Source organism: Streptomyces sp. NPDC048295 (assembly GCF_040652135.1).
GTDB lineage: Bacteria > Actinomycetota > Actinomycetes > Streptomycetales > Streptomycetaceae > Streptomyces.
Genome location: NZ_JBEZLL010000001.1, coordinates 352,723 through 370,932 on the forward strand (window position 1 = coordinate 352,723; position 18,210 = coordinate 370,932).

The following is an 18,210-nucleotide window of genomic DNA, read 5'->3' on the forward strand; positions in this document are numbered from 1 at the left end:
GTTCCGTGTGCCGGTGCGCCGTGGCTCAGTTCCAGGAGTTGTTCTGGTTCTGGCCGTGGGCGCCGTGCTGGCCCATTCCGTACTGGGCCCGGACGCCCTGGCCGATGTCGTGGTTCTGCGGGGGCAGCACCTCGCTCGGCTGGACCAGCGCGAAGCCCTGGCCGAGGAAGCTGAGCTCCCAGCCCTCGCCGGTGTTCCCGCGCCGCCGCCAGACCCCCGAGGAGTGCGTCTGGGCCTGCATCTGCACCCGCAGCGAGCTGGACCAGGCGACGATCGCGTCGGCGTCGGCGTTGACGTACTTGTCCGGCGTGACCTGCATCATCAGCGGCTGGCCCGAGGTCATCAGGGCGACCTTGCCGGTGCCGGAGATGTTGAGCTGGTACTTCCCGGTGCCCGAGATGCCGTACTGGCTGTCCACCGCGATGACCTCGGTGTGCAGCGAGGAGTCCAGCGCCAGGACGTAGGCGCTGTCCACGGTGATGCCGTCGTGGTCGACATCCACGACATGGATGTACTGCGCCAGATTGGCGAAGAAGACGGTGCCCTGCCCGGAGCAGCGCATCAGTTCGAGGCCCTCGCCGGTGTGCGCGCGGGCGCTGCGCTGCCCGTGCGACTGGTACTCGCCGTCGAACTCCATCAGGCCCTGGTACGCGACCATGGCGCCCTTGCGGGCGAGGACGTCGTCGTGGCCGGTCAGCGAGACCCGCAGGAGCTGCGGGTTCTGGACGGTGTACCGGTCCTGGGACTGCTGTTCCGTGTAGCTGAAAAGCGGACTCTGCATGGTGTGTCTCTCCTCCCCGTCAGTTCCGGACCCGCAGGCGGTCCGTACTGTCCTCGCTCGGCTGCACGACGACGATGCCCTGGCCGGAGAAAGCCATCTGGTACGCCTCGCCACTGCCCCGCCCGATGAGCGAGGACGCCTTGAAGCTGCGCTTGCCCTTCACCTTGAGGTTCGGGGACCAGGCCACGAGCGCGTCCGGGTCGACGTACGTCTCGTCCTCGCCGCGTCCGCAGTCGACGACGATCGGTGTGCCGCGCGAGGTGATGGCGACCCAGCCGGTGCCCGAGATGCAGACGTTCCACAGGCCCTGGCCCGCGAACTTGGCGAGGCCCTTGACCCGCTCCACGCCCCAGGTGAGATGGCCGTCGAAGGCGAGGACGTTGGTGCCGTTGACCGAGAGGGAGTCGTTGTTGAGGTTGATGACGACCACATCGGCGCCGTAGTCGGCGAGGTAGAGCAGTCCGTCGCCGGAGCACTTCATGATCGGTGTGCTCTCGCCGGTGATCCACTGGGAGGCGATCTGCCGGACTGCGGGCGGGTTGGGTTCGTACTGGATGAAGCCCTCGTACGCGACCATCGAGCCGGTACGTGCGTAGAGGTCCTGGCCGGTGGCCATGGCGACCTTGAGCATCGTACGGCCGTGGTTCTCCATACGGGCCGTGACGGGGGTCGGGGCGTAGCCCGCGAGCTGCTGGTTCATGACGGGCTCCCTCAGACCTCGTAGGGCTGGACGACGATGAAGTTGCCGGGGGCTCCCCGGAACTGGAGGTTCACGGTCTCCCCGCTGTGTCCCGGGTACGCGTTGCGGCGCAGTCGGACCTGGCTGGAGATGATCACCTGGGACGCGGCCGACCAGGCGACGACGGCGTTGCAGTCGGCGAAGGTGGTCGGCGTGACGGGCAGGACGACGGGGACGCCGTGAGTCTTGACGACGACCGTGCCGGTGCCCTGGAACTGCATGGTGAACAGGGCGCCGCCGGGGATGCCGTGGCCCTCGACCCTGCGGACCTCGTACTGCAAGGACTCGTCGAAGGCGAGGACGTTCTCCGCGGAGACGCAGATGCCGTCGCCCTGCAGCTCGATGGCGTGCAGATGCGAGCCGTCCTCGGCGAGGAAGACCTGTCCGCGGCCGGTGCAGCGCATCAGCTGCATTTCCTGGCCGGTGGCGTTGCCGACGATGCGGCCGGCGAAACCGGCGCCCTTGTAGCTGAAGTCGACCTTGCCCTGGTACATCACCATGCTGCCCTGGCGGGCGAGCACGGGCGTATCGCCGATGGTGAGATCGACCCGCATGAGCTGCTGGTTCTGCGGGGTCCAGCGCTGGCCGGTGGCCGTCTCCTTGTACGGCTGGAGCGCCGCCTGGAGACCGGCACCGGCCTGCGGCACACCCTGCGATACGCCCTGGGGCTGCATGCCGGGGGGCTGCTGGCCGAAGGGGGCCGGGGCCGGCTGGCCGAACGGGGCGGGCGGCTGCTGGCCGAACGGAGCGTGCGGGGGCGCCTGGCCGGGGACCTGGCCGAACTGCGGCTGAGGCGGCTGGCCCGGCTGACCGTACGGGGCCGGGGCGGGTGCGGGCGGCGGCACCATGCCACCGTGGGGCGCCAGCGGCGCAACCATCGTCGGCGCGGTGTGCAGTTGCTGCTGCGGCGTGGGAGCCGGGGCGGGGGCGGCCGGAGCGCCGAAGGCCGGGGCCGGCGGCGGGGCCTGGGGCGCCTGCGGAGCGGCCGGGGCACTGAAGGACGGGGCGGGCGCCGGTACGGCCGGGCCGGCGGGCGGGGCGAACGACGGGGCCGCCGCCTGCGGCTGGGGTGCGGCGGGCTCCTCCTCGGCGACCTCGCCGCCGAAGTTCTTCAGCAGCGCCTCGAGGCCGCCGTCGAAGCCCTGGCCGACCGCGGCGAACCGCCACACGTCCTTCAGATAGAAGTCGCCCAGCATCACCGCACGTTCGGTGGTGAACTCCGAACCGTTGAAGGCGTACCTGACGACTTCCTCGCCACCCGCGACGATCCTGATGTATCCGGGACCGATCTGGGACATCTGCCCGGCGCCGTCGACCGTCGCGGTGAACGACAGCTTGTGGATGTTCGCCGGAATGCGGTCCAGGGTGACACGGAACGACTCGGCGTCGCCGGCCTGGGCACCGAGAAGCTGAATGGACTCCTCGGGCGATTTAGGCTGATTGAAGAAGATGAAATACCGGTCGTCGGAGAGCTGCTCATTGGCGTCGAGGCCGAAGCAACTGATGTCGAAGGTCAGTCCCGGACCGGCGATCTGCACACCTACGTACAGATCCGTCCCCGCCGTGAGATCACTGATCTTGGCCTTGTGGCCGCGTTGGAATTCCCTGGCCATGCGTAACGACCGTCCCCCATCCCGAATGTGAATGCGTCGCGTCAGGCTAACCGCAAACGCCGACATCGAGCTAAGTCGGTACACACCCGGTACAGAATCTGCGGACGTCACTCACCGCGGGCGGCGGGCAGCTGGGGCAGCCGGTCGGCCGCCACCACGCCCTCCAGGTATCCGCGGGCCCGCTCCGTACGGGGATACGCCTCCAGCAGCCGCCAGAAGCGGGGGCCGTGACCGGGCACGAGCAGGTGCGCCAGCTCATGGACCAGTACGTAGTCGACGACGTACTCGGGCATGCCCTGCAGCCGGTGCGACAGACGGATGCTGCCCTCCGCCGGGGTACAGGACCCCCATCGGGTGTTCTGGTTGGTCACCCATCGCACCGACGTCGGCCGGGCCCGGCCCCCGAAGTACTGGGCGGACAACCGCTCGGCCCGCGCGGCGAGTTCGCCGTCGCCCAGGACACGTTTGCTCTCCTGTGCCGCGAGCTTGTCGAGCATCACTCCGACCCAGCGTCGCTCCTCGGCCTCCGACATCCGGGCCGGGATGAGCACGATGGTGCGATCGCCCTCCCGGTACGCGGAGACCGTTCTGTTGCGGCGGTTGCTCCGGCGGACCTCGACCGCGCTCGTCGCCGAGGCGCGGGGCGGACGGTCTGCCGCGCCGCGCCGGGTTCCGGCGCTGCGCACGGGGGTCTCCCCGGCGAATCCGGGTGACGGGTCGGCGGGCACGCCACGACGTTACCCGGTATCAGCGGGGGAAGTCCCGCCTCCGGAAGGGTTCACACCTGATCCACTCCACGGCATGCACCATTTGAACGACTAATACCCGCGCCTGTGGATAACTTTCTGCACGCTTCGGCGCCCGGCTGCATTCTGGCAACGGGTCGCGCGGAGATCAGTGCCGCGGCCCGCACGCAGTGATCAAGGAACACAGACCGGGGGTAGCCGTGCATCCGATGTTGAAGCCCGCACTGCGCCGCGCATGGCGCAGCGGAGGCACCGTGCAATTCGGGGCGACTCGCGCCCATGCGGTGAAGTTCGGCCCGCTGGATATCGCCACAGGCAGTTTTCTGGAACTGCTCGACGGAACGCGCGGCCTGCCACTGCTGCGCGAGGAGGCCCGCGCGCTGGACCTGTCGGACCATCAAGTGGACACCCTGGTGAGCCGATTGTCCGACGCGGGACTGATCGACGACATCAGGGCCGCCGGACCGGAGACCGAAGCGTTGCGGAACCGGCCCGGTGCCCTGGACCGGCACCGCCCCGACCTGGCGTCGCTCTCCGTCGTCCATCCCGAACCGGGCGGCGGGATGCGGCGGCTGGCGGCCCGTCGGGCGATGCGGGTCCAGGTGCGGGGCGCCGGCCGGGTCGGCGCGGCTGTCGCGGCGGTGCTGTCCGGGTCCGGGGTGGGCCGGGTGGAAGTTCTGGACGGCGGGCACACCGAGCCGTGGGACGTCTCGCCCGGCGGGCTTCCGCCGGCGGCCGTCGGTGAGCGCAGGGACACCGCCGCCCGGCAGTTGGTGCGCAGATCGGCCGCGGGCGCGGCTCCCCGGGCGGCGGGGACGGCGGGTTCCCCGGGCGGTGGCGAGCCGGGACTGTCGTTGATCGTGGTGGCCCCTCGCGACGGTCTGTCGGTCTACGCCCCCGACCCGCGGTCGGCCGAACCGTGGATCGCGTCGGGGACTCCCCACCTCTACGCCGGAGTGATGGAGGCGACAGGAATCGTCGGGCCGCTGGTCCTGCCCGGGGGTACGGCCTGCGCCGGGTGCCTGGCCCTGGAGCGCGCCGACCGGGACGAGGACTGGACAAGGATGCTGTCCCAGTGGCGGTCCGGGCGGCGAACTGCCGTGCAGGCCTGTGACCTGGGACTGGCGACGGCGGTGGCGGGGCTGGCGGCCGCCCACGCCCTGTCCTTCCTGGACGGCGAACTGCCCGCGAGCACCGGGACTCGTTGGGAGGCCGCGCTGCCGCTGTTGGACTGGCGGTCCGAGCGAATGGGGCCGCACCTCGAATGTTCCTGTGGAGCGGCTGGGCACACTGGGAGGGAGCGCTCCTCCGGGGCCGGCACGAGGCAGGACACAATGGCCGGGTAACCGCCGCACGCGGTACGGCAGTCTGGGATTTGGAGGGGCTCATGTCTGATCTACCCCGGAAAGCGGTCACCCGTACCGCCAAGCTGGCCGCCCTGCCTCTGGGCTTCGCCGGCCGGGCGACGTGGGGTCTGGGCAAGCGGATCGGCGGGAGATCTGCGGAGCTGGTCGCCCGGGAGGTGCAGCAGCGCACCGCGGACCAGTTGTTCAAGGTCCTGGGCGAGTTGAAGGGCGGGGCGATGAAGCTCGGCCAGGCCCTGTCCGTCTTCGAGTCCGCTCTGCCCGAGGAGGTCGCCGGACCGTACCGGGCAGCGCTCACCAAGCTCCAGGAAGCCGCGCCGCCCATGCCCAGCGACACCGTCCACGCTGTGCTGGAGGAGCGGCTCGGCGAGGACTGGCGGGAGTTGTTCCTCGAATTCGAGGACAGGCCGTCGGCCGCCGCCTCGATCGGTCAGGTGCACCGGGCGGTGTGGCACGACGGGCGGAACGTCGCGGTGAAGGTGCAGTATCCGGGTGCCGGTCAGGCGCTGCTCTCCGATCTGACCCAGCTCAGCAGATTCGCCCGCCTGCTCGGCCCGCTGGTCCCCGGTATAGACATCAAACCGCTCATCACGGAGCTGCGCGACCGGGTCTCGGAGGAGCTGGACTACGAGCAGGAGGCCTGGTCGCAGCGGGATCACGCCGAGGAGTTCGCGGGCGACCCGGATGTGGTGATCCCCGGCGTGGTGCACCAGTCCGACCAGGTGCTGGTGACGGAGTGGATGGACGGTCTTCCGCTGGCCGAGGTGATCGCGGAGGGCACGCCGGAGCAGCGGGACCGGGCCGGTCAGTTGCTGGCGCGGTTCCTCTTCTCGGGACCCGCGCGCACCGGTCTGCTGCACGCGGACCCGCATCCGGGCAACTTCCGGCTGCTGCCGCCCGTCGAGGAGACCGGCGACGCCGGGCAGTGGCGGCTCGGAGTGCTGGACTTCGGGACGGTGGACCGGCTGCCGGGCGGTCTGCCGCAGACCATCGGGGACTCCCTGCGGCTGACGCTGGCGGGCGAGGCGGAGGCGGTGTACGAACTGCTGCGCGAGGAGGGGTTCGTCAAGGACTCGATCGACCTCGACCCGGATGCGGTGCTCGACTATCTCCTGCCGATCATCGAACCGGCGCAGGTGGCGGAGTTCACCTTCACCCGGAGCTGGATGCGCAATCAGGCGGCGCGGATCGCGGATCCCCGCTCCCCCGCTCACCAGCTCGGCAAGCAGCTGAATCTGCCGCCCGCCTATCTGCTGATACACCGGGTGACGCTGAGCACGATCGGGGTGCTGTGCCAGCTGGGTGCGACGGTGCGGCTGCGCGACGAGCTCGAATCCTGGCTGCCGGGATTTCTGCCGGAGGACGAGCAGGGCCCGGTGGTGAAGGAGTTGGCGGGCGACGCGCCCGCCGGGGCGTAGGCCGGGGCGTCACGGCCGACTGCGTTCCCGCCCTGCCGGACGGTTCACCGCCGCGGTCACCACCAGGCGGAGTCGAGGCGGCTCTCGATCGCCCTGATGTGGGTGCGGGCGCACTCCTCGCAGAAGTACTGGCGTCTGCCGTTCTCCACGGAACAGATCCAGGTCGGCGGCGCGGCCTCACCGTCGGCGGAGGTACCGCACAGGGCGCAGGTGACGACCGCGGCGTCGCTCTGTGCGGGTTGCTGAATCCGGCGCTGTGTCTCCTCGTCCACCTCGTGACGATAACTCCGTCTCCGCCGGGCCGCGCGGCACCACACAATGCCGCCACGAAGCATCACCGCACAGCACGACCGCGGGGCCGGCCCGTTCGGACCGGCCCCGCGGAAGGGGTACTGACTATGGGTACTGATCGCTGCCGGGCAGAGCGGCTGCCCGGCAGCGGGTGCTGCAGGTGTCCGGCCTGACTAGTGCATGACGGCCATGGCCAGCGCTCGGCGGGCGCGCATCGAGGCGCGCTCGGCCCGGCGCTGCATCCGGCGTGCGTTGGCCAGGCGTACGGCCTGCCGTTGCCTGTCGGCCTCCCTCATGCGGTCGTGCATATGAGCACGAGCCAGGGCTTCTGGAATGAGTTGCATCTCGCGGGTCCTGTTCTGACGCGAGTCGTTCGCGCCGATGATCTTGACGTTCGGTGTTGCGGAGCCGACGGGCTCGTTGGTGGGGACGGACATTTCTGCCTGATTTCGGGGATCGTGGGTGTGGGGACGGTCGATGGTGCCGATGCGCTTCATGGGTTTGGGGGCCGTGGCCCCCAGTCCGGCGATCACGCCGCGACCGGGTTCTTGCGCGGACGGCCACGCGGCCGCTTGCGAGCGACGACGACGCCCTGGATGAAGAGCTCACCGCCCCAGACGCCCCACGGCTCGCGACGCTCCTTGGCGCCGGCGAGGCAGGCCTCGACGAGCGGGCAGGTGCGGCAGAGGGACTTGGCGTACTCGACGTCGGCGGGCGACTCCGCGAAGAAGACCTCCGGGTCGTAGGAGCGGCACGGGACGGGCACGCCGAGGTTCTCGATGGCGTCGTCGAGCGCGGTGAGCGCGGTGAGGGGGATCAAGGTGGAGTCCTCCGTGAGGCCGGGCGGGGGGATCGTGTCGGAAGGCGGTACGGACGGGGCGTGCGCTTCGAGTTGCACGGTGGGTGGTGTCCTCGTCTGGTCGTTCCGGCCTGTTGGCCGGGTGGCGGCTGGTACCGGGTGTTGCTTGTCCCGAGGCTCCTTCGTGCTGTCTCGTCCGTTCGGACAAAACAAAAGGGCCGCGGATCCCGAGTGGGGTTCCGCGGCCCTGAAGGCGCCGGCCTGATGGTGGATCAGGCTGGATCACTCCAGGGTTCAGGCCCACGGAAGGCCCACATCGTGTGGTGCTGCATCGTCTGCTTCTTGGCGCCGGATTCCGCTCCCGCACCGACGGCCGCAAAGGCATAGGCCTGGGCCTGTCCCTTCGCTACTGCTGCTGCCGGTGCCTGAGCCGGTCGCTCATTGCGCTCCCGCACGGGGAGGCTCGCCGAAGACAGCGGGCCGGCGACGGAAATGCCGGACAGACCGGTGCCACGGAGCGAGGACTCGGAAGAGCAGGAGAGGCCGAGCGAGCAGGCGGAGACGACCGAAAGATCGGTCACTTTGTTGGTCTCGATGATGCTGATCACTTCAATCGCCTCCTCTCGGCGTCTCGGGCGGACCGGCGGGGCGGTCCTACGTATTCGGATAAGTACAGCACAGGACCAGGGCTTCAGAGAAGTCGCTGTTCCCGTGGTTAAGAACCTATGGTGATGACTGGGGCAGGCGCAAACTATTTTTTCGACGAGTTTTTCTCACACTTCGTCAGCAGCCTCACCGAGTACCTCTTCCACCGTCTCACCTGCGCAAATGGCCAGAACCGCAGTCCCGAACCGGCCCAGCTTCCGCGCGCCGACCCCGGAGATCACCGCCAGTTCGCCCGCACTGCCCGGTGCGGCCTCGGCGATCGCCATCAGCGTCTTGTCCGTGAACACGCAGTAGGCGGGCTGACCGATCTCCTTCGCCCTGACCGCCCGCCAGTCGCGCAGCCGCTCGTACAGCGCCTCGTCCATGTCGGAGGGGCAGTCCTCGCAGCGCATCAGCTTCATCTCGCCGGCGTCGGTGAGGGTCTTGCCGCAGACCCGGCACCGGGCAGGGCCCCGGCGTCCGCGCTTGGCGACCGGCTCCGGGCCACGCTCGATCCCGCCGCCACCGCCCGTGCCGCGTGCGCCGACGGGCACCGAGCCCGGGCGCAGCCCGCTGAGGAAGCGGCTGGGGCGCCGGCCGGCGCGGCCGCCGGGCGAGCGGGAGAGCGACCACGACAGCGAGAGGTGGAGGCGGGCCCGGGTGACTCCGACGTACAGCAGGCGGCGCTCCTCCTCGATCTGCTCGTCGGTCTTGGCGTAGGTGATCGGCATCATGCCCTCGGTCAGGCCGACCAGGAACACGGCGTCCCACTCCAGGCCCTTCGCCGAGTGGAGCGAGGCGAGGGTGACGCCCTGGACCGTGGGGGCGTGCTGGGCGGCGGCCCGCTCGTCGAGCTCCGCCACCAGGTCGGAGAGTGTCGCACCCGGCCTGGCCCGTTCGAAGTCCTCGGCGAGCCGGACCAGGGCGGCCAGGGATTCCCAGCGGTCGCGCACCGCCCCCGATCCCGCGGGGGGCTCCGAGGCCCACCCCTTGGTGGAGAGCACCGCGCGCACCTCCGCGGGCAGCCCCTCCGCGTCGTCGAGCAGGGAGTCGTTGCCCCCGGCGCGGGCGGCGCCGCGCAGAGCGACTCCCGCCTCCCGCACCTCCGCCCGTTCGAAGAAGCGCTCCGCGCCACGCAGCTGGTACGGCACACCCGCGTCGGCCAGGGCCTGCTCGTAGACCTCGGACTGCGAGTTGATCCGGTAGAGCACGGCGATCTCTCCGGCCGGGACCCCGGTGGCGATCAGATCGCGGATCCGGCGGGCGGTGCCCTCGGCCTCCGAGGGCTCGTCGGCGTACTCGGTGTAGGCGGGCTCGGGGCCGGGCTCGCGTTGCGAGACCAGTTCGAGCCGGTGCTCGGCGGCGCGACCGCGGGCCTGGCCGAGCAGTCCGTTGGCCAGATGGACGACCTGGGGGGTGGAACGGTAGTCCCGGACCAGCTTGACCACCGTCGCGTCGGGGTGGCGGGTGCGGAAGTTCAGCAGGTGGTCGGGGGTGGCTCCGGTGAAGGAGTAGATCGTCTGGCTCGCGTCGCCGACGACGCACAGGGTGTCCCGGTCGCCGAGCCAGAGGTCGAGCAGCCGCTGCTGGAGCGGGCTGACGTCCTGGTACTCGTCGACGACGAAGTGCTGGTACTGGCGGCGGACGTGGTCGGCGATGTCGTGGCGGTCCTGGAGGATGGCGACGGTGAGCAGCAGCACGTCCTCGAAGTCGATCACCGAGCGGTCGCGCTTGAGCTCCTCGTACGTCGCGTAGATCTGGGAGATCTCGGCCGGGTCGCGCGGGGCGTCGCGCTGGGTCTTCGCGACCACGGCCGGGTAGTCGGCGGGCACGGTCTGGGTGACCTTGGACCACTCGATCTCGCTGGTGACGTCCCGCAGCTCGTTGCGGTCGAGCCGGATGCGGCAGCGGGCGGCGGCCTCGGCGACCAGCTGGACCTTGCGCTCCAGCAGCCGGGGCAGGTCACCGCCGACCGCTTTCGGCCAGAAGTACTGGAGCTGGCGCAGGGCGGCGGAGTGGAACGTCCGTGCCTGGACGCCTCCGGCGCCGAGCTGGCGCAGCCGTCCGCGCATCTCGCCGGCGGCCCGGTTGGTGAACGTGACGGCAAGCACACTCGTGGGCTGGAGTATCCCGGCGCGCACCCCGTACGCGATGCGATGGGTGATCGCACGCGTCTTGCCCGTACCGGCTCCGGCCAGCACACACACCGGGCCGTGCAGGGCCGTGGCGACCTCGCGCTGCTCGGGGTCCAGGCCGTCGAGCACGGCGTCGGCCGACTCGGGGACCTGCGGGAAAAGGGAGGAATGCGTTGCTGCTGTCACCCCGCCATGCTGCCAGGTCGGAAGAGACGGGCGCGGAAGTTGTCCACAGGCGAAGCGCATCCGTCGTACTAATACGGCCCGGCTGATCCCGGACCCCGTGCGCCCGGCCGGTCCCGGACCCGTGCGCCCGGCCGGTCCCGGACCCGTGCGCCCGGCCGGTCCCACCGTCGCCCCGGGCGCCCCGGCCCGGCTGCGGGAATGGTGGTTGCCTCGCGTACGTTCCCTTTCCGTGCGGTGACGCACAGTCCAGCTTCTCCGCGTGACGGATGAGACGGATGCGACAGACGAGTCTGAGAAGACCGACGAGACCAAGGAGCGCGAAGACATGTCGGGCACTGTGACGATGTACAGCACCACGTGGTGCGGCTACTGCCGTCGGCTCAAGAGCCAGATGGACCGCGAGGGCATCGCGTACAACGAGATCAACATCGAGCAGGACCCGCAGTCCGCGGCCTTCGTCGAGAAGGCCAACGGGGGCAACCAGACCGTTCCCACCGTCCTGGTGGTCGGCTCCACGGGCGCCGAGGCCGTCATGACGAACCCGTCCCTGGCGCAGGTGAAGCAGGCGCTCGCCGCCTGATCCCGGATCTCCAGCGGTACGTGTACGCCCCCTCCGGTCGAGTATCGGAGGGGGCGTACACGTACCGCTGGAGTCAGCCGACGGTGCCCGGCTTCGGGAGCGGCTTGCCGTACCAGAGCTCGATCAGGCGCGCCGCGATCGAGATGCCGTACGGGGGCAGGATCTCGCCGGATTCGAAGGCGGCCTTCAGGTCCTCGCGGGAGAACCAGCGGGCCTCCTCGATCTCCTCGCCGTCCACATTGATCTCGGACGAGGTGGCCCGGGCCATGAAACCGAGCATCAGGCTGGACGGGAACGGCCAGGGCTGGCTGGCGACGTACTCGACCTCGCCGACCGTGACCCCCGCCTCCTCGAACACCTCGCGCACCACGGACTGCTCGATCGACTCCCCCGGCTCGACGAAGCCCGCGAGCGTCGAGAAGCGGCCCTCGGGCCAGTGCACCTGGCGGCCCAGCAGGGCGCGGTCCTGGTCGTCGGTCACCAGCATGATCACCGCGGGGTCGGTGCGCGGGTAGTGCTCGGCACCGCAGGCCGGGCAGCGGCGGATGTGACCGGCCGCCGCGATGACCGTGCGCTCGCCGCAGCGGGAGCAGAAGCGGTGCAGGCGCTGCCAGTTCTCCAGGGCCACCGCGTGCACCATCAGGCCCGCGTCGCGCGGACCGAGCAGCAGACCGGCCTCGCGCAGGCCGGCCGGACGGGCCGGCTGGTCCATGCGGCCGGGCAGGGAGTCCTTCTGGAGCGCGAAGTAGCTGACGCCGTCCTCGCCGGTGCCGAGGAAGTAGCGGTGGGTCTCGGTGACCGGGGCCTCGAAGGCCGGGGTCATGACGATCTCCGTACCGCCGTCGGCGGTGTCGTCGATCAGCACCTGGCCGCCGGAGACGACGAACACGCGGGTGGTCGGGTGGCTCCACGCGGCGGACAGCCATGCCTCGTCGAGGCGGTGGTGCGCGGCGCGGTCGATGCCGCTGGGCGCGGTGAGACCGATGGGCCGGTCTGCGGTGGCGTTGTCGAAGGTGCTCACAGGTGCTTCCTACTCCCCCGGGATGGATCGGGTGTTCAGAGGATTCAGCGGAGTGCGGCGGCCAGCTCGCCCCAGAGGTGCGCGGTCGTCTCCACGCCCTTGAACAGAAGGTCCAGCTCGATCTTCTCGTTGGGGGCGTGCCAGCCGTCGGACGGTACGGAGATGCCCAGGAAGAGAACGGGAGCGCCCAGCACGTCCTGGAGGTCGGCGGCGGGTCCCGAACCCCCTTCGCGGGTGAAGAGGATCTTCTGGCCGAAGGCCCGTCCCATGGCGCGGGCGACGGCCTGCAGGGCGGGGTGGTCCAGCGGGGTCAGGCAGGGCCGGGTGGCCGGGGCGAAGGTGATGCGGTGCCCGACACCGGCCGGGACCTGTGCCTCGGCCCAGGCCCGGACCACCTGCTGGACGCGGTCGGGGTCCTGGCCGGCGACCAGCCGGAAGCTGATCTTCACCAGGGCGGAGGACGGGATGATCGTCTTGCTTCCGGCGCCCTGGTAGCCGCCGCCGATGCCGTTGACCTCGGCGGTGGGGCGGGCCCAGACGCGTTCCAGCGTGGAGTATCCGGCCTCGCCCGATGCCGCGCGGGACTTGGCGGTGCGCAGCCAGGTGGCCTCGTCGAAGGGCAGCTCGGCGAAGAGGGCGCGCTCGGTGTCGGTGAGTTCGGCGACACCGTCGTAGAAGCCGGGGATCGCGACCCTGCCGTCCACGTCGTGGAGCGCGGCGACGAGCCGGGCGACGGCGGTGGCCGGATTGGGGACCGCGCCGCCGAAGGAACCGGAGTGGATGTCCTGCTCGGGGCCGTACAGCTCGATCTCGCACTCGGCGAGGCCGCGCATGCCGGTGCAGACCGTGGGGGTCGACTCGTCCCACATGCCGGTGTCGGAGACGATCACGGCGTCGGCGGTGAGCCGGTCGGCCCGCTCCTCGGCCAGGGCGCGGAAGTTCGGCGAGCCGGACTCCTCCTCACCCTCGATCAGGAGCTTGAGGTTCACGGCGGGGGCGGTGCGGCCGGTGGCGGCGAGGTGGGCCCGGACGCCGAGTGTGTGGAAGAACACCTGCCCCTTGTCGTCGGCGGCGCCCCGCCCGTACATGCGGCCGTCGCGGATCACCGGCTCGAACGGGTCGGTGTCCCAGCCGTCCTCGCGGGCGGCGGGCTGCACGTCGTGGTGGCCGTAGACGAGGACGGTCGGGGCGTCCGGGTCGTCGGACGGCCAGTGGGCGAAGACCGCGGGGGCGCCGGGCGTCTCCCAGATCTCGGTGACCGGGAAGCCGGTCTCCCGGAGCTTGGCGGACAGCCACTCGGCACTGCGCCGTACGTCCCCGTCGTGGTCCGGCTGGGCGGATACGGACGGGATGCGCAGCCAGGCGGCGAGGTCGTCCAGGAAGGCTGTGCGGTGCTGCTCGGTGTACGTACGGACGGCGCTGTCCGGGGTGTCGCTCATGGCCTTGAGCCTAGTGCCTCGCCTGCCGGGGTCGTCCCGGCAGGCGGTGCGGGGCCTTCCCCGACGGCCGGCCGTGGCCGGATACCTGTCGATGTCGTTCCTTCTCCGGTCGAACGGCTCCGCGGGACAGTGCCCGGTGCCCTGCCGCGAGGGGGAGAGGGAGTCGAGCGCTCCGGGTGGAGGTACGCCGCCGGGCCGGCGGACCGGGGAAACAGCGGCGTGGGTCTCGGCGATCGCGGCTGTCGTCGGTCCGCTGCCGGCGGTGCCCGGGGGCCCGCTCGTCGGCGGCTCCTCGGTCGGCCGGACCGTCGCCGACCGTGCCGGCGCCCCTTCCTCGTCCGCACCGGGTGCGGAGAGGACGAACGCCCCCGGCTCCCCGGACGCAACCACCGGCCCCGGCACCGCGCCCTCGGGGTCGGCACGGCCCTCCCATCGGTCACAGCCCTCCTCGCCGGTCATGTCCAAGGGCCGGCAGCGGCTCGGCGAACCCGGCCGCACGGTCGTCCTCGCCCTGCCGGCCGGCCGGCCCCGGAAGCCGCGGAACGGCATCCGGAGCGACTGGACCTCCCCGGACGGCGCTCATGACATGCGCGTCAAGCGGGACACGTCGTGCGGGGCGACCGCCCGGGCGGCCTCCGCCGGGCAGCTCGCCCGGTACCGCGACACCGCCGAGTCGTCGATGGCCGATGTCGAGGCCGTCTCGCACACCACCCGGCAGAACGGCCGCGACGCCCTCCGGCTGGAGAGCGGCTGTCACTGGGCGGGCCGGAGCGAACCCCGAAAGCGTGTCGAGGCCTTCGTGGCGGGCGCGGAGGGCCGGGTCCACCGGCTGCTCCTCGACACCGTCGCCCGTCCCGGGAAACTCGCCGCGCGGCAGCGGCTGTTCACGACCGCGCGTGCCCGGCCGCTGATCGACAGGGATCAGTCCATGGGCGGCGGCTCGTCCAGCAGGATCCGCTCCAGTTCCGCCCGGCCGGGGAGGCGGGTGGGGTGGACGGTCTCGCCGGTGCGCACGTACAGGAACGTGGCGGTGACGTCGGTGAGCGGCAGGTCGTGCAGTTCCGCCCAGGCCAGTCGGTAGACCGCGAGCTGGAGGGGGTCGGCGGTGTTGGCGCGGGTGGTCTTCCAGTCGACGATCTCGTACGTGTCCCCGGTGCGGTACACCGCGTCGATGCGGCCCCTGATCACCCGGCCGGCCAGAGTGATCTGGAACGGCGTCTCGACGCGGTACGGGGTGCGGCGGGCGTACGGGGTGCGCTCGAAGGCCTCCTTGAGCGCGGCCAGGTCGCGCTCGTCGGCGATCTCGGCGTCGTTCTCGTCACCGCCGGGCAGCTCGTCGGGGCCGAGCATGGGCAGCGGCAGCTCCTCGAAGCGTGACTCCACCCAGGCGTGGAAGCGGGTGCCCCGGCGGGCCGCCGGCTGCGGGGGGCGCGGCATCGGGCGGGCCAGCTCCTGGGCGAAGCCGTCGGGGTCGTCGGCGAGGCGCAGCAGCTGGGTGGCGGAGAGCGTGGCGGGTACGAGGACGTCGCGCACGGTGGCGCGGGCGCGGCGCAGCTCGCCGGTGAGGGCGTCGAGGTCGCGGTCCCAGGAGGCGAGGGTGCGGGTCTCCTCGGGGGTGAGGCGGTGCGCCCCGGCGGGCTCGGGGGCGCGGGCCGCGGGGACATGTGGTGCGGGGGCGGGTGCCGCAGGGGGTTCCGTGGACAGCGCGTCCCAGTCGTCGGCGTCGTCGAAGAACGCCTCATCGGCATACGCCTCGTCGTCGGGAAACGGGGCGTCGTCGTACGTGCCGTCGTACGCGCCGGACGCATACGCGCCGTCGTCCGGCTCCGGGGCCCCGCCGGGCGGAGCCCCGTACGCGTCCGGCGCACCTCCCGCCATGGCCAGGGCCTCCAGGTGGGCCATGACCGTGTCCGCGGCGGCCCGGCGGCGGGCCAGCGCGGTGTCGTCCAGCGGGAGCGGCCACGCGTGGTCGGCGGTCTCCGTGTCGAGCGCCGGGTTCTCCTCGTCCTCGGCCGGTTCGTCGGCCCAGACCTCGATCTCGCCGTGCCCGGCCGCGCAGTGCTCGTACAGCGCGTGCAGGAAGCCGGAAGGGCCGCGCGGCTTCTTCTGGGACGGGCCCCACCAGTGGCCGGAGCCGAGCAGCAGGGTGCGGGGTCTGGTGAAGGTGACGTATCCCAGGCGGAGCTCCTCGGTGTGCTGGTGCTCCTTCATCTCCTCCTTGAACGCCTTGAGCCCCTTGGCGTCCCAGGAGTGCACGTCGGGAAGGGTCGCCCGGTCCCCGCGCAGGGCGTGCGGGAGGACCTTGGACTGGGCGGTCCAGGCGTCGCGGGACTGGCCGCTGGGGAACTGGCCGGTGACCAGGCCGGGCACGGCGACGACATCCCACTCCAGGCCCTTGGACTTGTGGGCGGTGAGGACCTTGACGGTGTTCTCGCCGCCGGGCAGGGCGTTGTCCAGGCCCTTCTCGTACTGGACGGCGGTGCGCAGGAAGCCGAGGAAGGCGAGGAGGGTGGCCTCGCCCTCGACGGCGGCGAAGCGGGCCGCGACGTCGAGGAAGTTGGCGAGGGTCTCGCGGCGGCGGGCGGCCAGGGCGTGTGGCGACGCGGAGAGCTCGACCTCCAGGCCGGTGGTGGCCAGGACCCGGTGCAGCACGTCCATCAGCGGGTCGGCCAGCGAGCGGCGCAGGTCGCGCAGCTCGGCGGCGAGGCGGGCGAAGCGGATGCGGGCCTCGGTGGAGAACGGCAGCCCGTCGTCCTGCTCGCCGCCCGATTCGAGGAAGGTGTCCAGCGCGTCGGCGAGCGAGATCACCTCGGCCGGGTCGATGCCCTCGACGGCCTCGGCGAGACGCCGGTCGGGGTCGTGGTCCTCGTCGGCGTGGGCCGCGCGGTGGACGAGGAGCCGGGCGCGGCGGCCGAGCAGGGCCAGGTCGCGGGGGCCGATCCGCCAGCGGGGGCCGGTGAGCAGCCGGACCAGCGAGGCGTTGGCGCCGGGGTCCTGGAGCACCTCGCAGACCGCGACGAGGTCGGCTACCTCGGGCAGATGCAGCAGGCCGGACAGGCCGACGACCTCGACCGGGATGTCGCGGGCCACCAGCGCGGCCTGGATCTCGGGGAAGTCGCCGGCGGTGCGGCAGAGGACCGCGATCTCGCCGGGTGCCTTGCCGGTCCGCACGAGATGGGCGATCGAGTCGGCGAGCCAGTCGATCTCCTCGGCGTGGGTGGGCAGCAGCGCGCAGCGGACGATGCCGTCGCGCTCGGCGCCGGGGGCGGGGCGCAGTGCCTCGACGCCTTCGTGCATGGCGCGCAGCGGTGCGGCGAGGCCGTTGGCGAGGTGCAGGAGCCGGCCGCCGCTGCGGCGGTTCTCGCTGAGGGAATGGCGGGTGGCGGGGGTGCCGTCGGCGTGCGGGAAGTGCAGCGGGAAGTCGTCGAGGTTGGCGACGGACGCGCCGCGCCAGCCGTAGATCGCCTGGCAGGGGTCGCCGACTGCGGTGACGGCGTGCCCGGTCACGCCCCCGGGGCCGCTGCCGAAGAGGGCGGAGAGCAGGAGGCGCTGGGCCACGGAGGTGTCCTGGTACTCGTCGAGCAGGACGACGCGGAACTCGTCGCGCAGGATCGTGCCGACCTCGGGGCGGGTGAGGGCCAGCTCGGCGGAGAGCGCGATCTGGTCGCCGAAGTCGAGGAGATCGCGGCTCTTCTTGGCCTCGCGGTAGCGCCGGGCCAACTGGAGCAGCTCGCGGCGGGCCTCGGCCGTCTCGGGGATCCTGCGCAGCTCGGCGTTGCTGAGCCGGGCCGATTCGAGGGTGCTCAGCAGGCCGGTGTCGTACTCGGCGAGCTGTTCGGGGCGTACGAGGTGTTCGGCGAGCTCGGCGTCGAGCGCCAGCAGGTCGCTGACGAGGGTGGGGAAGGACCTGGTCAGGGCCGGGTAGGGGCCGGGGGCCTCGCGCAGTACGCGGGCGGCGAGCTGGTAGCGGGTGGCGTCGGCGAGGAGGCGGGTGGTGGGTTCGAGTCCGATGCGCAGCCCGTGCTCGGTGAGGAGCCGGCCGGCGAACGCGTGGTACGTGGAGATGCTGGGCTCGCCCGGGGGGTTGTCCGGGTCGATGGCGTCCGGATCGGTGACCCCGGCCGCGATCAGCGCCTTGCGGACACGCTCGGCGAGCTCACCGGCCGCCTTGTTGGTGAAGGTGAGTCCGAGGACCTGCTCGGGGGCGACCTGGCCGGTGCCCACCAGCCACACCACGCGCGCCGCCATCACCGTGGTCTTCCCGGACCCGGCTCCGGCCACGATCACCTGCGGGGCGGGCGGCGCGGTGATGCAGGCCGTCTGCTCCGGGGTGAACGGGATCCCGAGGAGCTCCTTGAGCTGCTCGGGATCGGTGATACGTGAGGACACCCCAGAGAGGCTAACCGGACGCACCGACAACGTGCGGCCCACCGGATGCCCGCCGCCCTCACCG

Annotated in this window: 15 protein-coding genes; 3 read left to right on the top strand and 12 right to left on the bottom strand. The window is 71.6% G+C overall.

The genetic code is table 11. The annotated features are described in order from the left end of the window. Positions 1-25: 25 nt before the first annotated feature. The 4 genes from AB0D53_RS01555 to AB0D53_RS01570 form a co-directional block, all read right to left on the bottom strand. Complete coding sequence (locus tag AB0D53_RS01555) at positions 26-781, bottom strand: AIM24 family protein (RefSeq protein ID WP_362438337.1); 756 nt, start codon at positions 779-781, stop codon at positions 26-28. A 19-nt stretch (positions 782-800) separates the two neighbouring features. Further along, a complete protein-coding gene (locus AB0D53_RS01560; RefSeq protein WP_362438340.1) occupies positions 801-1,481 on the bottom strand; it encodes an AIM24 family protein in 681 nt (226 codons plus the stop codon). 11 nt (positions 1,482-1,492) lie between these two features. After that, positions 1,493-3,133, bottom strand: a complete 1,641-nt coding sequence (locus AB0D53_RS01565; RefSeq protein ID WP_362438343.1) for a TerD family protein — start codon at positions 3,131-3,133, stop codon at positions 1,493-1,495. 107 nt (positions 3,134-3,240) lie between these two features. Next, positions 3,241-3,861: a M48 family metallopeptidase gene (locus AB0D53_RS01570; RefSeq protein WP_362438346.1), complete on the bottom strand. Its 621-nt coding sequence runs from the start codon at positions 3,859-3,861 to the stop codon at positions 3,241-3,243. A gap of 218 nt (positions 3,862-4,079) precedes the next feature. Between AB0D53_RS01570 and AB0D53_RS01575 the strand changes: the two genes are divergently transcribed. Both AB0D53_RS01575 and AB0D53_RS01580 read left to right on the top strand, forming a co-directional pair. Next, positions 4,080-5,225 carry a ThiF family adenylyltransferase gene (locus tag AB0D53_RS01575; protein WP_362438349.1) on the top strand — a complete coding sequence of 382 codons (1,146 nt, stop codon included), beginning with the start codon at positions 4,080-4,082 and terminating at the stop codon, positions 5,223-5,225. 41 nt (positions 5,226-5,266) lie between these two features. Further along, positions 5,267-6,661: an AarF/ABC1/UbiB kinase family protein gene (locus AB0D53_RS01580; protein ID WP_362438352.1), complete on the top strand. Its 1,395-nt coding sequence runs from the start codon at positions 5,267-5,269 to the stop codon at positions 6,659-6,661. Positions 6,662-6,717: 56 nt separating this feature from the next. Here the strand turns inward: AB0D53_RS01580 and AB0D53_RS01585 are convergent, their stop codons facing one another. The 5 genes from AB0D53_RS01585 to AB0D53_RS01605 form a co-directional block, all read right to left on the bottom strand. Beyond that, the gene (locus AB0D53_RS01585; RefSeq protein ID WP_362438355.1) at positions 6,718-6,933 is read right to left on the bottom strand and encodes a hypothetical protein; all 216 of its coding nucleotides are present in this window, start codon (positions 6,931-6,933) and stop codon (positions 6,718-6,720) included. A 192-nt stretch (positions 6,934-7,125) separates the two neighbouring features. Next, complete coding sequence (locus AB0D53_RS01590) at positions 7,126-7,449, bottom strand: hypothetical protein (protein ID WP_362438821.1); 324 nt, start codon at positions 7,447-7,449, stop codon at positions 7,126-7,128. 32 nt (positions 7,450-7,481) lie between these two features. Then, positions 7,482-7,850: a WhiB family transcriptional regulator gene (locus AB0D53_RS01595; RefSeq protein ID WP_093549938.1), complete on the bottom strand. Its 369-nt coding sequence runs from the start codon at positions 7,848-7,850 to the stop codon at positions 7,482-7,484. A 173-nt stretch (positions 7,851-8,023) separates the two neighbouring features. Next, a complete protein-coding gene (locus tag AB0D53_RS01600; protein WP_362438358.1) occupies positions 8,024-8,359 on the bottom strand; it encodes a hypothetical protein in 336 nt (111 codons plus the stop codon). A 165-nt stretch (positions 8,360-8,524) separates the two neighbouring features. Further along, positions 8,525-10,717 (bottom strand): ATP-dependent DNA helicase UvrD2, encoded by a 2,193-nt coding sequence (locus tag AB0D53_RS01605; protein WP_362438361.1) that lies wholly within the window; start codon positions 10,715-10,717, stop codon positions 8,525-8,527. Positions 10,718-11,042: 325 nt separating this feature from the next. On the opposite strand from AB0D53_RS01605, the gene AB0D53_RS01610 reads away from it, so the two are divergent. Beyond that, on the top strand, positions 11,043-11,297 hold the full coding sequence (locus AB0D53_RS01610) for a mycoredoxin (protein ID WP_072483861.1): 255 nt from the start codon (positions 11,043-11,045) through the stop codon (positions 11,295-11,297). 73 nt (positions 11,298-11,370) lie between these two features. Here AB0D53_RS01610 and nudC read toward each other — a convergent pair whose 3' ends face one another. The 3 genes from nudC to AB0D53_RS01625 form a co-directional block, all read right to left on the bottom strand. After that, on the bottom strand, positions 11,371-12,318 hold the full coding sequence (gene nudC, locus AB0D53_RS01615; protein ID WP_362438365.1) for an NAD(+) diphosphatase: 948 nt from the start codon (positions 12,316-12,318) through the stop codon (positions 11,371-11,373). Positions 12,319-12,362: 44 nt separating this feature from the next. After that, a complete protein-coding gene (locus AB0D53_RS01620) occupies positions 12,363-13,757 on the bottom strand; it encodes a dipeptidase (protein WP_362438368.1) in 1,395 nt (464 codons plus the stop codon). Positions 13,758-14,678: 921 nt separating this feature from the next. Continuing rightward, a complete protein-coding gene (locus AB0D53_RS01625; RefSeq protein WP_362438371.1) occupies positions 14,679-18,146 on the bottom strand; it encodes a UvrD-helicase domain-containing protein in 3,468 nt (1,155 codons plus the stop codon). Between the last annotated feature and the right edge of the window lie 64 nt (positions 18,147-18,210).